The organism is Paraburkholderia sp. RL17-347-BIC-D (genome assembly GCF_046027915.1).
In the GTDB taxonomy this organism is placed as follows: Bacteria; Pseudomonadota; Gammaproteobacteria; order Burkholderiales; family Burkholderiaceae; genus Paraburkholderia.
Genome location: NZ_JARESS010000078.1, coordinates 15,206 through 27,398, shown reverse-complemented (window position 1 = coordinate 27,398; position 12,193 = coordinate 15,206). Strand labels below are relative to the sequence as shown.

The following is a 12,193-nucleotide window of genomic DNA, read 5'->3' as shown; positions in this document are numbered from 1 at the left end:
CTGTGCGGGGCGGCACTTACTTCTCTTTGCCGCCGCAAAGAGAAGTAAGCAAGAGAAAGCGGCTCGAACCGCTAGCTTATAAGTGGGTCCCCCGCGCAGTCGCGGTAGTGGTACATCTGGAATCTGTGCTCTCGCACATTCCGCTTTCGTGACAAGGCAGTCATTCTTCCGGCAGCGCTGCGCGCGCCGTCGCGGTCGTTCTGCAAACAATCGCTTCGTTTTTTTCTTCGCCGACATTTCCGCGGCGTTCTAATTTTGCGTGTCACGGACCCGCTAAAGTAATCAAACCTGCCGCAGACAATACTCCGCGACAGCGTCCAACACAGCGTCATCCTCACCCACAGCACCAGCACACTTAATAAGAGCAGAGGGATGCAATGCCTGGCATTGCTCGATAATTAAAGGCAAATCCTTCCTCACATGCCCCCCTTGCCCAAAAAACACAGGCACAACGGTAACCACATCACACCCTTGAGCGACAAGATCTCCCACAGCTGTAGGCAAATCCGGCTCCATCAATTCAAGAAACGCCAACGCCACAGGCCGAGCGCCGAAAGAAGCGTCCCGCAACTTGATAGCCAGCCTCTCAAACGGCTCCCGCCACCGCACATCCCTCGCGCCATGCCCAAACAAAACAATCCCATGCATAGCCATGACGCACGCCCCTAGTGACGATCCACCCACTTCAACCCAACCAACCCAAGCACGAGATAAACCAACCCTGGCGTAGCCGCGGTCAAAGGAGCGGGCCAGGTATTCAACGTCCCGATATGCGAGAACAAGGTGTTGAACAACTGAAAACTCATCCCCAGCATGATCCCGCCGAAAACCTTCATCCCAACAACACCAGCCCGCGTATGCAAATAGGCAAACGGCAACGACAAAACCAGCATCACAAACACCGCAAACGGATAAAGCAGCTTGCGCCACAACGCAATTTCATACCGCTGCGTATCCTGATGATTCTCGGTCAAATGCTGGATATACCGGAACAGATTGAACATCGACATCCGATCCGGCGACACCAGCAGCACCGACAGAATCTGCGGCGTCAATTCAGAGCGCAGCGAATACTCCGGCACGGTGACTTCCTTCGCCCGATACACCGGATTCAACGCATCGGCGGGCGTACCCGGAGGAGGGGGCACATCGATCAATTGCGTATCGGTCACGCCGGTCAACTGCCAATGCCCCGGCGGCTGATACTTGCCGCTCTTGGCGGTCCGCACATTCGAGAGCCGGAACTTCGAATCGAATTCGTAGATGCGCACGTTGCTGATCGTCGCATCCGGCTTCAACTCGCCGACGTTCACAAAGCGCGTCACCTGCTCGCCGTCCGCACGCGCTGTGAGCGTATCTTTCACCCACACGCCGGACTCGAAATTGCTCGACACAGAAGACCCCAGCGCCTCGAGCCGCACGCGCTCCGACAATTGATCCGTGTACGGCCCAACCACTTCGCCGATCAAATAAGTCAGCAAAACAAGCGGAATGCCGATCTTCAACAGTGAACGCAACGCCTGATTCGTAGCGAGCCCGGACACACGGAAGATCGTGTACTCGGAATTCGCCGCCATTTGCGCGAACACATAGATCGCGCTGATCAGCGCCGCGACCGGAATGATCTCGTAGAAGCGCGAAGGCGTTTGCAATGCAACTCGCAACACGGCGTACTGGAACTTGTAATTACCGTGCCCAACTGAGTTCAGTTCATTGATCAGGTCGAAGAAGAAGAACAGACCCGAAAACGCAAACAGAATAAAGATGAACGTGAGGTAGACCTGACGCGCGAAATACTTTTCATAGATGCGCATCGGTCAGGCTCCCTGCGAACGGCTGAACATCGCGCGCGTGATGAGCGGCCGGTTGCGCACGCGCAGCCAGAAAATAAACGCGACGATCGCCGCGACGATCACGTGTAGACCCACCAGCCCGACCGGGAACGACATCTTGCCCTGCTCGATCCACGACTGGACCACGTTCAACAGATTCGAATACGTCAGATAGATGAGCACCGCCATCACCAGATTGATGGTGCGACTGCGCCGCGGGTTCTGGTGCGCGAGCGGAATGGCCAGCAGCATCAGATTGATCGCGATGAGCGGCAGCCCGGCACGCCAGGCGAATTCGGCGAGATTGTCGTTGGTCGGATTGCGCAGCAGCGTGAGCGTGGGTGTGCCGGTGGTGGTCGGCGTATTGACGACCGGCTGACTCTGGATTTTCACGCCGTAGCGCTCGAACTCCATGATGCGGAAATCCGGCTGGCCCGGCTGCCCGTCGTAACGGCGGCCGTTTTCCAGCACGACGAAACGATCACCGTTCTTACGCGTCTCGGTATGGCCGGTTTTCGACACGACCACGTTGACCTTGCCGTTTTCCGTGCTGGTCACGAACACGTTTTCGACGCGCGCCTGGTCGGGCGACATCTTCTCGATGAAGAACACACGGTGGCTGGTGGCCGACTCGCGGAACTGACCCGGCGCGAGCAGCGAGACCTCGTCGCGCTGCTGGAAGCGCGCGCGGATCAGCTTGCTCTGCTGATTCGACCACGGCCAGCCAACAAACACGAAGAACATGATGAGGATGATGATCGGCGTGGCAAAAATGCCGATCGGCTTGATGAATTGGGTCAGACTGACACCCGAGGACAGCCACACGACCATCTCGGAGTCTTTGTACCAACGGGTCAGGACGAACAGGATCGACACGAACAGGGTCGCGACGAGCATGATCGCCAGGTAGCCGATCACGGTCAGGCCGATCAGGACCAGCACGTCGCGCGGGTCGATCTCGCCCGAGGCTGCGAAGCCGACGATGCGGATCATCATCGTCGTCAGCACGAGCGTGAGGAGAACCATGAACACGGCACCAGCCGTATACGCGAGTTCGCGCTGGAGGGAGCGTTCGAAGATCATTATTGATGATGAGAGGGGGCGCTCTCAGTGGCGCACGGGTTGCTTCCCGTCACACCTCCGGTGCAGCCGCCGCAGGAAAAATAGCGGATAATTGCGGCTTTCATCCTAAGCCCAGATTTTATCCGAGGACAAGCGCGATGGACTTTAGCATAAAAGCCTGTGATTGGACCAAAGGCTCGTCAAACGGTTTCCTGACTGGGAAATCCGATTGCATCGTAATCGGCGTGTTCGAGTCGCAAACCCTGTCGGGCGCGGCTCTCGAGATCGACGAGGCCACCCGCGGCCTGCTGAACCGCATCATCAAGGCCGGCGACATGGACGGCAAGGCCGGCACCACGCTGTTCCTGCACGAAGTGTCGGGCATCGGCGCCTCCCGCGTGCTGCTGGTCGGCCTCGGCAAGCAGGACGCTTTCAACCAGAAAGCCTACGGCGAAGCCGTGCGGGCCGCCTGGCGCGCGCTGCTCTCCACCAAGATCGTCCAGGTCACCTTCACGCTGGCGCAGCTGCCGATCCTCGAGCGGACGGCCGATTGGGGCGTGCGCGCCGCAATCCTCGCGCTGCGCGAACTGACCTACAAGTTCACGCAGATGAAGAGCAAGCCGGACAATTCGGCGCGCGCCTTGAAGCGCATCGTCTTCAGCGTCAACACGGGCGACGAGAAGACCGCCAAGCTGGCCGCGAAGCAGGGCGCCGCGCTCGCCAACGGCATGGACCTGACGCGCGACCTCGGCAATCTGCCGAGCAATGTCTGCACGCCGACCTACCTCGCCACCACCGCCAAGAAGCTCGCCAAAGACTGGAAGCTGAAGGTCGAAGTGCTGGGCGAAAAGCAGTGCGAAGCGCTCAAAATGGGCTCGTTCCTGTCGGTCACGGCCGGCTCGGTCGAACCGGCGCAGTTCATTGTGCTGCAGTACCAGGGCGGTGCCGCGAAAGCCGCGCCGGTGGTGCTGGTCGGCAAGGGCGTGACCTTCGACACGGGCGGCATTTCGCTGAAGCCGGGCGAAGGCATGGACGAGATGAAGTACGACATGTGCGGCGCCGGTTCGGTGCTGGGCACGTTGCGCGCCGTCGCCGAAATGGGCTTGAAAATCAACGTGGTTGGCATCATTCCGGCGGTCGAGAACATGCCGTCGGCCACGGCCACCAAGCCGGGCGACATCGTCACCAGCATGAAGGGCCTGACGATCGAAGTGCTGAACACGGACGCCGAAGGCCGCCTGATCCTGTGCGACGCGCTGACCTACGCCGAGCGCTTCAAGCCGGCGGCGGTGATCGACATCGCCACGCTCACGGGCGCTTGCATCATCGCGCTGGGCCACCATAACAGCGGCCTGTTCTCGAAAGACGACGCGCTGGCGGGCGAGCTGCTCGACGCATCGCGTGAAGCGTCCGACCCGGCCTGGCGTCTGCCGCTCGACGACGAGTATCAGGACCAGCTCAAGTCGAACTTCGCGGATATGGCCAACATCGGCGGCCGTCCGGCGGGCAGCGTGACGGCGGCGTGCTTCCTGTCGCGCTTCACCGACGCCTATCCGTGGGCCCACTTGGACATCGCGGGTACGGCATGGAAGAGCGGTGCGGCGAAGGGCGCCACCGGCCGTCCGGTGCCGTTGCTCGCACAGTTCCTCATCGACAGGGCCGCGGACGGTCGCGCCGCACAATGACGCAATGCAGTAAAGACGCAGGCGCGGCTGCAACCGCAGACGCAAAGCGGAGCCGCCGATGACGAGAATCGACTTTCACTCGAACGTCGGCGATTCGCTGCTGTATGCGTGCCGCCTGATCCGCAAGGCGTATCAGGCGGGCCAGCCGACCATCGTGCTGGCCGAGCCGGCGCGCCTGAAGGCCTTCGACGAACAGTTGTGGACCTTCTCGCCGCTCGACTTTGTGCCGCACTGCATGGCGGGCACGCCGCTCGCCGCGCAAACGCCGATCGTGCTGGCTTCCAGCCTCGACGATGTGCCGCATCATCAGGTGCTGCTCAATCTGGGCGCCGCGGTGCCGGCACAATTCGCGCGCTTCGAGAGATTGCTGGAAGTGGTCGGTAACGCACACGAGGAACTCGCCGCGGGCCGCGAACGCTATCGCTTCTATCGCGATCGCGGCTATGCTTTGAACAACTACAAGCAAGGCAGCTAGGTCCCATTCGGTCCGCGTCGCCTGTGTCTGATCTCAGGCATCCGGCGTGCACGCGGGCTGCTTCAGCTTCGACTCAAACACGGAGAGCGCACGTGTCCGATCCCAATGACGATTCCATCCCGGTTCTGCACGAGGTTCTCGTGCAGGGTCATTCTGTGCCGGCGCGGCATGCTTCGAGCGATGCGGCCGAACTCGATGGCCCGCGCGAACCCAGTTTCAAGGCAGAGCCCGTCCTTGCGCCGCAGCCGGTGCTGACGCCTGAGCAGGTGAGGTCGGCCGAGCCGGTGCTCGCGGCGGAGCCGTTGCGGGCACAGGAACCGACTCTCGCACCGCAGCCGCGTACGCCGCAAGATGCCGCACACGCGCCGCAGCCGGCGCATCCGGCCGACCATCATCATCATTCGAAAAAGCGCTCCCGGGCGCACCACGTCGCAGAGCCGCGGCATGCGCATGACGACGCGCACGCGCCGTCGGCGGGCGTATTCGATCGGGCGGAGCCGATCACACCGCTCGAGGCGGGCTCGACCGTACCGCCGGATATTGCGCGCGAAGGCGCCGTCGAGCCGCCACTGGATCTGGATCTGGATGTCGACGTCATCGCCGAACGTCTGCGCAGACGCGTCGCCGGTTTCCTGGCAGGCGACGGGCGCAGCGTGATCGAGGAACGCTGCCGCGAGACCTTGCAGGCGCACACGGGCTGGCTCATCGACCAGATCACGCGCGAAGTGGCGCTGACGCTTGAGAATGAGATGACAAGCTGGGTGCGGGAAGCGGTGCTGGAAGAGATCGCGCGGCGCGCCTCGGGCAGCGCGTGATCGTGTGAGGTGAGGCGCGGGCGCGTTGAGTGGCGCCGCCTGCTGCGTGCCGTTCAGCTTAAGCACTGGCGCCGTGGTTCGACCATCTACTGGGGACTGCGTGCGCTGGGAGCGTAGCCTGCGCGCGGCGCCTTTCGCGAGGCGCTCGCTATCATTTGAGCGTCAACACCCAACTCGCCAGCGTAGCCGCCTGATCAGGCGTGAGCTGCGTGTTCGCAGGCATCGGCACCGGACCCCACACACCCGTGCTGCCGTCCAGAATCTTGTGCTGCAGATAAGTGGCGGCGTCTTCACGGCCGGCATATTTCGCCGCGACATCATGCAGCGCCGGTCCCATGAAGGAACGCGTGACCGAGTGGCAACTCATGCAGTTCTGCTGCTGGGCGAGCGCGAGGCCAGCGGCCTCGGCATTCGCCGCCGGACTGCCGGCACTCAATGCGGCGCCCAGCGCGACGGCGGCTGCAAGCGCTGTGTGCGACTTTGATCTCATTCTGGTCTCCGTCGGTGCAAGTGCCCGACTCGTGGTGCCAGCATTATAAAAGGAAAGGGGCGCACGGTTTTCCGTGCACCCCTTTCGCTTTTACGTAGTCTTACGCGTGCTTGCACGGCTGTCGTCGCGCCTCCGGATCACGGACGTTCACCGGCCAGCCGTCGCCGTCGCTTAGCCCGTTATCGCGCCCTTGTTGGCCGGCTGCGCCAGTGCGAAGTACTTTGCCATCACGCCGCGCGTGTAACGCGGCTTCGGCTGTTGCCATGCGGCGCGGCGGCGCTCCAGCTCGGCGTCGTCGATGTTCAGTTGCAACAGCAGCTTGTGCGCGTCGATGGTGATCGAGTCGCCTTCCTGCACGAACGCGATCGTGCCCCCCACGAAGGCTTCCGGCGCGACGTGGCCGACCACCATGCCCCACGTGCCGCCCGAGAAGCGCCCGTCGGTGATCAGGCCGACGCTTTCGCCGAGGCCCTTGCCGATGATCGCCGAGGTCGGCGCGAGCATCTCCGGCATGCCGGGGCCGCCTTTCGGGCCGAGGTAGCGCAGCACGACGACGTCGCCGGCCACGATCTTGTCGGCCAGAATCGCTTCCAGCGCGCTTTGCTCGTCGTCGAACACGCGGGCCGGACCGGTGATGACCGGGTTCTTCAGGCCGGTGATCTTGGCGACTGCGCCATCGACGGCCAGATTGCCCTTCAGGATCGCGAGGTGGCCTTCCTTGTAGAGCGCCTTGTCGATCGGGAAAATCACCTGCTGATCGGCGCGCGGCTTGCCCGGCACGTCCTTCAGCTCTTCCGCGATGGTCTTGCCGGTGATCGTGATGCAATCGCCGTGCAGCAGGCCCGCGTCGAGCAGGATCTTCATGACCTGGGGGATGCCGCCGGCCTTGTGCAGATCGGTCGCCACGAACTGGCCCGACGGCTTCAGGTTACAGATCACCGGCACCTTCTTGCGCATGCGCTCGAAGTCCTCGATGCTCCATTCCACTTCGGCCGCGTGCGCGATCGCGAGGAAGTGCAGCACGGCGTTGGTCGAGCCGCCGGTGGCCATGATCACGGCCACGGCGTTTTCGATCGACTTCTTGGTGACGATGTCGCGCGGCTTCAGATCCTTCCTGACCGCTTCAACCAGGACACGCGCCGACTCAGCCGCCGAGTCGACCTTTTCCTGGTCCGGATTGGCCATCGTCGACGAATACATCAGCGACATGCCGAGTGCCTCGAACGACGAGCTCATGGTGTTGGCGGTGTACATGCCGCCGCACGAACCCGTGGACGGGCACGCGTTCTGTTCGATCCCTTCGAAATCTTCCTGCGACATCCGCCCCGCCGTGAATTCGCCGACGGCTTCGAACGACGACACGATGGTCAGGTCGGTGCCTTTCCAGTTACCCGGACGGATCGTGCCGCCGTACACGTAGATGCTCGGTACGTTGGTGCGCAGCATGCCGATCATGCCGCCCGGCATGTTCTTGTCGCAGCCGCCGATCACGACCACGCCGTCCATCCACTGGCCTTGCACGCAGGTCTCGATACAGTCGGAGATGACTTCGCGCGACACCAGCGAGTACTTCATGCCTTCGGTGCCCATCGACATGCCGTCCGAGATCGTCGGCGTGCCGAAGATCTGCGGATTCGCGTCGGAGCCCTTGATCGCGGCGACGGCGGCGTCGGCGAGACGCTGCAGGCCGGCGTTACACGGCGTGATGGTCGAGTGGCCGTTGGCGATGCCGATCATCGGTTTGTCGAAGTCGGCCTTCTCGTAGCCGAGCGCGTAGTACATCGAGCGATTCGGCGAACGCGCCACGCCTTGCGTGATGTTCTTCGAACGACGGTTGTATGCCATGGGAACTCCAGTCTGTTTTGTTTTGATCCGCGCTGCGGGTTCTTGCCTCGCCGGCGTGGGCTGCCGGCGGCATCCGTCCAGTGTAGTCCGACGCGTCGCGCAAGGATGCAGTTTTGCGATGCGCGTGTCCAATGTATTATTCGGGCTTCATTAGGTCGTAAAATGTATCAATCATGCTGCCTGCCATTCCCGATCTGCGCCAGTTGCGCTATTTCGCTACCGTCGCCGAAGAAAAGCATTTCGGACGCGCGGCCGTGCGCCTGTCCATGACGCAGCCGCCGTTGTCGCAAGCCATCCGGGCGCTGGAAGAGACGCTCGGCGTCGAATTGTTCGCGCGCACCAAGCGTTCGGTCGAACTCACGTCGGTGGGCGCCGATCTGTTGCCCGAGGTGCAGCGTCTGCTGGCGAGCGCCGAGAGCCTGCGGCCGCTCGCGCAGAGCCTCGCGCGCGGCGAGGCGGGCGTGTTGTCGCTGGCTTTCGTTTCCACCGCGGACTACGGCCTGCTGCCGCTGTTGCTGCGCGATTTCGGCGCGCGCCATCCGCGTGTGCGGCTGGAATTGACCGAAGCCACCAGCGACGTGCAGGTGGACGAACTGGTGGCCGGGCGCATCGACGCGGGTCTCGTGATTGCGCCGCTGCCGCCCCGCCACGCCACCCAGCTCTCGTGGCTGCCGATCGCGCGCGAGCCGCTGGTGATCGCCATGTCGACGGACATGGCAGCGCGCGTGGCGAGCGCCACTGGCGACGATGCCGACCCGCGCGCCGAATGGCTGGACACGCCGATCAGCCTGCGCGACGTCGCCGATGCACCGCTCGTGGTCTTCCCAAGACGTCTGGCGCCAGGCTTTTATGACATCATTATGGATTGCTATGGCGTGGCGGGCCTCGCGCCCCGGGTCGGCCAGGAAGCGATCCAGATGCAAACGATCGTAAGCCTCGTGTCGGCCGGCATGGGTGTCGCACTGGTGCCGCAATCGTTGCGTAATCTGCGCCGCACCGGCGTCGTGTACCGGCCGCTTTCCGAGTCGGTGCCCGCGATCGAGACGGGCCTCGTCTGGCGGACCGCGGAGGTGAGCCCGGTACTGGCGGGCTTCATCGACATCGTGCGGGGGCATGCGTCGACCGTCGAAGCGCAGCCGTCCGCCGCGCCGCGCATTTAGACGTGTCCTCGCGAACGCATTGCCGGCCGGACCGTCCAATGCATGCACCGCAAGGTGCGGGCAGCGCCGCCCACCCAGATAAAACCTGCTTCTGAACCTGAACTGCCCATAACAACACGATGCTCATTCACCCCAATTTCGACCCCGTTGCCATTCATCTGGGGCCGCTCGCAGTGCGCTGGTATGGACTGATGTACCTCGTCGCGTTCATCGCGGCGATCGTCGTCGGCCGGCTGCGGCTGCGTTTGCCGTACGTCGCCGCGCAAGGCTGGACCGCCAAAGATATCGACGACATGCTGTTTTACGGCGTGCTGGGCACGATTCTCGGCGGCCGGCTCGGCTACGTGCTGTTCTACAAGGCGAGCTTTTATTTCGCGCATCCGCTCGACATCTTCAAGGTGTGGGAAGGCGGCATGTCGTTTCACGGCGGCTTTCTCGGCGTGACGTTTGCCATGGTGCTGTTCGCGTACCAGCGCAAACGCTCGTGGCTGCAAGTTACCGACTTCGTCGCGCCGATGGTGCCCACCGGCCTCGCGGCAGGGCGCCTCGGCAACTTCATCAATGGCGAGTTGTGGGGCCGCGTGACCGATCCGTCGGCGCCGTGGGCCATGCTGTTTCCGGGCGCCGCGCCCGACGACGCCGCGTGGCTCACCGCGCATCCGCAATTGGCCGCGCAATGGCATCTGAACGAAGTGTTCGCGCAATATCACATGCTGCCGCGCCATCCGTCGGAGCTGTATGAAATCGCGCTGGAAGGCGTCGCGCTGTTCTTCGTGCTGTTCTTCTTCTCGCGCAAACCGAAGCCGATGGGCGCGATTTCCGCCGTGTTTCTGATCGGCTACGGCCTCGCGCGCTTCACGGTCGAATTCGCGCGTGAGCCGGACGATTTCCTCGGTCTGCTGGCCATGGGGCTTTCCATGGGCCAATGGCTGTCGCTGCCGATGATCCTCGCCGGTATCGCCATGCTGGTGTGGTCTTATCGCCGCGCGCGCCGTGAACCGGCGCAGGCGGTCAGTGCGAGTTGATCTGACTGACCGCTACGTTTTATCGTAGCCAATGAGAAAAAGCCACGGCATGCCGTGGCTTTTTCTCTTGCTGCGTCAAAGCACCGCTGCAAGCAGTAAAAAAACGCGTTACTTCATCTGCACCGAGCCCGACACATTCACAGTGACCGTCGACGTGCCGCCTTCGATCGGCACCGGCGCCGAAGCCTTCGCGTCGGCGCCCATGGCGCGTGCGCTCATCATCATCATCGGACGCGGCATCACGCCGTTGTGGCCGACGTTGACCTCGCGAATCGAATAACCGCTGTAGCCGAACGCCTGCGCGGATGAAGCGGCCTGTTCGCGGAACGACTTGATCGCTTCGCCGGTGAGCTTCTGCTCGGCCGCGCGCTGCGCTTCAGGCGAGAGCGAGAACTGCACGTTGCCGACCTGCATGATCGATGCCATTTGACCCGCGAGTTTCGACACCGCGGCGAAGTCGTGCGATTCGAGCACGATCTCCGTGCGGCCGCGCCATGCGGAAATGCGCCCGTCACGGTCGGTGGACGGATAGATCGAGAACGAACCCGTGCGTGCCGTTACGCTGTTCACACCCTTGGCCTTTTGCAGCGCCGAATCGGCGCGCTGGTTCAGCGTTGCCGTGAGCGCCGACGGATCGCTCGCTTCCTGCTCGTAGAACAGCGTGATATCGACGACGTCTTGCGGCACTTCCGCGCTGGCCTGCGCGTTGAGCGACAGCACGCCGGCCGGCTGATACTGCATGACGCCTTGCGCGCGTGCGCCGGCCGGCGTCAGTGCGAGCGCGGCAGGCGCGGCGCAGACGAGAGCGAAAGCGAGTGCACGTGCGGTGTTTTTCGTCATTGTTGGACTCCTTGCTTGAACAGGTTGTGCACGATCGGGGCAAGCGCCGCGCAATGGCACGGCGTTTGCGAGTCCCGTTTTTGAGTCCGTTAGGCGCTTGTAACCTGAGCTTGGTTCCCCGGTTTGACGTTGCTTTAACGTTTGCGTGTGCATGAATACGCGTCGCGCATCCATCAGGCATGCAAGCTCAAGCGAGCCGCTTGGTAATGAAGCGCCATTCGGCTTCGGTCACCGGCGTGATCGACAGGCGGTTGCCTTTGGCGAGCACGCGCATGTCCTTGAGTTCGTCATGCTCGCGCAGCGCGGCGAGCGGAATCAGCGGGATCTTCTTCTTGAACACCACATCGACGAGCACCCAGCGCGGCGTTTCCTGCGACGACTTCGCGTCGTAGTAGGGACTCTTCTTATCGAACTGCGTGGGGTCCGGATACGCGGTGGACGATACCTCGGCGATTCCCGCGATGCCGGGCTCGGGACAGCTCGAGTGATAGAACAGCACACCGTCGCCGACCTGCATCATGTCGCGCATGAAATTGCGCGCCTGATAGTTGCGCACGCCGGTCCACGGCAACGTGCGATGCGGTGCGTTGGCGAGATGATCGATGCTTGCTTCGTCCGGTTCGGACTTCATTAGCCAGTAGCGCATGAATCGAATTGAACGTTAAGGGGTTGAAGATGCGGAGAAAATCGGCGTACAAAAAACAGCGCCCAAAGAAAAACGGCACCGAACCGAAGTCCGATGCCGTTCTAAATAAGGTCCCCGCCTTAGCCGCTAGGCCGGCATCCTGAACCGGGGGTTCAGAATTGGTCGCAGTTAGCAACACTTCGGGTACATCAGACAGAGTGACGCGCACACCCGTGCTACAAATTTCCGCAACCGTGCACATGGCATTGGTTCAAGGAATATATGACCTTGGCGAACCAGGCAGGGAAGCTAAACCGATGAAGCTGAACTACCGATTGA

12 protein-coding genes and 1 other RNA gene are annotated in these 12,193 nt (G+C 62.5%); 5 read left to right on the top strand and 8 right to left on the bottom strand.

What is annotated here, in order from left to right:
• Positions 1–282: 282 nt before the first annotated feature.
• From P0D96_RS44070 to lptF, 3 genes are read right to left on the bottom strand one after another with little or no spacing between them, the layout of a single operon-like run.
• Entirely contained in the window at positions 283–654 is a 372-nt protein-coding gene (locus P0D96_RS44070) for a sirohydrochlorin chelatase (protein ID WP_408180714.1), read from the bottom strand.
• Between the two features lie 11 nt (positions 655–665).
• Positions 666–1,814, bottom strand: coding sequence for an LPS export ABC transporter permease LptG (lptG, locus tag P0D96_RS44065; RefSeq protein WP_408320305.1), 1,149 nt, complete (start codon positions 1,812–1,814; stop codon positions 666–668).
• 3 nt (positions 1,815–1,817) lie between these two features.
• Positions 1,818–2,915 carry an LPS export ABC transporter permease LptF gene (lptF, locus tag P0D96_RS44060; protein WP_132375737.1) on the bottom strand — a complete coding sequence of 366 codons (1,098 nt, stop codon included), beginning with the start codon at positions 2,913–2,915 and terminating at the stop codon, positions 1,818–1,820.
• Positions 2,916–3,052: 137 nt separating this feature from the next.
• On the opposite strand from lptF, the gene P0D96_RS44055 reads away from it, so the two are divergent.
• From P0D96_RS44055 to P0D96_RS44045, 3 genes are all read left to right on the top strand, one after another.
• A complete protein-coding gene (locus P0D96_RS44055) occupies positions 3,053–4,579 on the top strand; it encodes a leucyl aminopeptidase (RefSeq protein WP_408180712.1) in 1,527 nt (508 codons plus the stop codon).
• Positions 4,580–4,637: 58 nt separating this feature from the next.
• Positions 4,638–5,054, top strand: a complete 417-nt coding sequence (locus P0D96_RS44050; protein WP_132375733.1) for a DNA polymerase III subunit chi — start codon at positions 4,638–4,640, stop codon at positions 5,052–5,054.
• 92 nt (positions 5,055–5,146) lie between these two features.
• Positions 5,147–5,869: a DUF2486 family protein gene (locus P0D96_RS44045; RefSeq protein WP_408320302.1), complete on the top strand. Its 723-nt coding sequence runs from the start codon at positions 5,147–5,149 to the stop codon at positions 5,867–5,869.
• A 151-nt stretch (positions 5,870–6,020) separates the two neighbouring features.
• On the opposite strand, the gene P0D96_RS44040 is transcribed toward P0D96_RS44045, so the two are convergent.
• Positions 6,021–6,359: a c-type cytochrome gene (locus P0D96_RS44040; RefSeq protein ID WP_132375729.1), complete on the bottom strand. Its 339-nt coding sequence runs from the start codon at positions 6,357–6,359 to the stop codon at positions 6,021–6,023.
• A gap of 171 nt (positions 6,360–6,530) precedes the next feature.
• Complete coding sequence (ilvD, locus tag P0D96_RS44035; RefSeq protein WP_132375728.1) at positions 6,531–8,204, bottom strand: dihydroxy-acid dehydratase; 1,674 nt, start codon at positions 8,202–8,204, stop codon at positions 6,531–6,533.
• 173 nt (positions 8,205–8,377) lie between these two features.
• Between ilvD and P0D96_RS44030 the strand changes: the two genes are divergently transcribed.
• Both P0D96_RS44030 and lgt read left to right on the top strand, forming a co-directional pair.
• Positions 8,378–9,364: a LysR family transcriptional regulator gene (locus tag P0D96_RS44030; RefSeq protein ID WP_408320299.1), complete on the top strand. Its 987-nt coding sequence runs from the start codon at positions 8,378–8,380 to the stop codon at positions 9,362–9,364.
• A 119-nt stretch (positions 9,365–9,483) separates the two neighbouring features.
• Positions 9,484–10,389: a prolipoprotein diacylglyceryl transferase gene (gene lgt, locus P0D96_RS44025; protein ID WP_132375724.1), complete on the top strand. Its 906-nt coding sequence runs from the start codon at positions 9,484–9,486 to the stop codon at positions 10,387–10,389.
• A gap of 108 nt (positions 10,390–10,497) precedes the next feature.
• On the opposite strand, the gene P0D96_RS44020 is transcribed toward lgt, so the two are convergent.
• The 3 genes from P0D96_RS44020 to ssrS form a co-directional block, all read right to left on the bottom strand.
• Positions 10,498–11,229, bottom strand: coding sequence for an SIMPL domain-containing protein (locus P0D96_RS44020; protein WP_408320297.1), 732 nt, complete (start codon positions 11,227–11,229; stop codon positions 10,498–10,500).
• Positions 11,230–11,416: 187 nt separating this feature from the next.
• Complete coding sequence (locus P0D96_RS44015; RefSeq protein WP_132375720.1) at positions 11,417–11,875, bottom strand: EVE domain-containing protein; 459 nt, start codon at positions 11,873–11,875, stop codon at positions 11,417–11,419.
• A 107-nt stretch (positions 11,876–11,982) separates the two neighbouring features.
• A non-coding RNA gene (ssrS, locus tag P0D96_RS44010) (6S RNA) lies at positions 11,983–12,164 on the bottom strand.
• Between the last annotated feature and the right edge of the window lie 29 nt (positions 12,165–12,193).

What these genes read in the sequence shown, in the direction of transcription:
- P0D96_RS44070 (WP_408180714.1), bottom strand. Translation starts at nt 654, where the DNA reads ATGGCTATGCATGGGATTGTTTTGTTTGGGCATGGCGCGAGGGATGTG.
- lptG (WP_408320305.1), bottom strand. Translation starts at nt 1,814, where the DNA reads ATGCGCATCTATGAAAAGTATTTCGCGCGTCAGGTCTACCTCACGTTC.
- lptF (WP_132375737.1), bottom strand. Translation starts at nt 2,915, where the DNA reads ATGATCTTCGAACGCTCCCTCCAGCGCGAACTCGCGTATACGGCTGGT.
- P0D96_RS44055 (WP_408180712.1), top strand. Translation starts at nt 3,053, where the DNA reads ATGGACTTTAGCATAAAAGCCTGTGATTGGACCAAAGGCTCGTCAAAC.
- P0D96_RS44050 (WP_132375733.1), top strand. Translation starts at nt 4,638, where the DNA reads ATGACGAGAATCGACTTTCACTCGAACGTCGGCGATTCGCTGCTGTAT.
- P0D96_RS44040 (WP_132375729.1), bottom strand. Translation starts at nt 6,359, where the DNA reads ATGAGATCAAAGTCGCACACAGCGCTTGCAGCCGCCGTCGCGCTGGGC.
- ilvD (WP_132375728.1), bottom strand. Translation starts at nt 8,204, where the DNA reads ATGGCATACAACCGTCGTTCGAAGAACATCACGCAAGGCGTGGCGCGT.
- P0D96_RS44030 (WP_408320299.1), top strand. Translation starts at nt 8,378, where the DNA reads ATGCTGCCTGCCATTCCCGATCTGCGCCAGTTGCGCTATTTCGCTACC.
- lgt (WP_132375724.1), top strand. Translation starts at nt 9,484, where the DNA reads ATGCTCATTCACCCCAATTTCGACCCCGTTGCCATTCATCTGGGGCCG.
- P0D96_RS44020 (WP_408320297.1), bottom strand. Translation starts at nt 11,229, where the DNA reads ATGACGAAAAACACCGCACGTGCACTCGCTTTCGCTCTCGTCTGCGCC.
- P0D96_RS44015 (WP_132375720.1), bottom strand. Translation starts at nt 11,875, where the DNA reads ATGCGCTACTGGCTAATGAAGTCCGAACCGGACGAAGCAAGCATCGAT.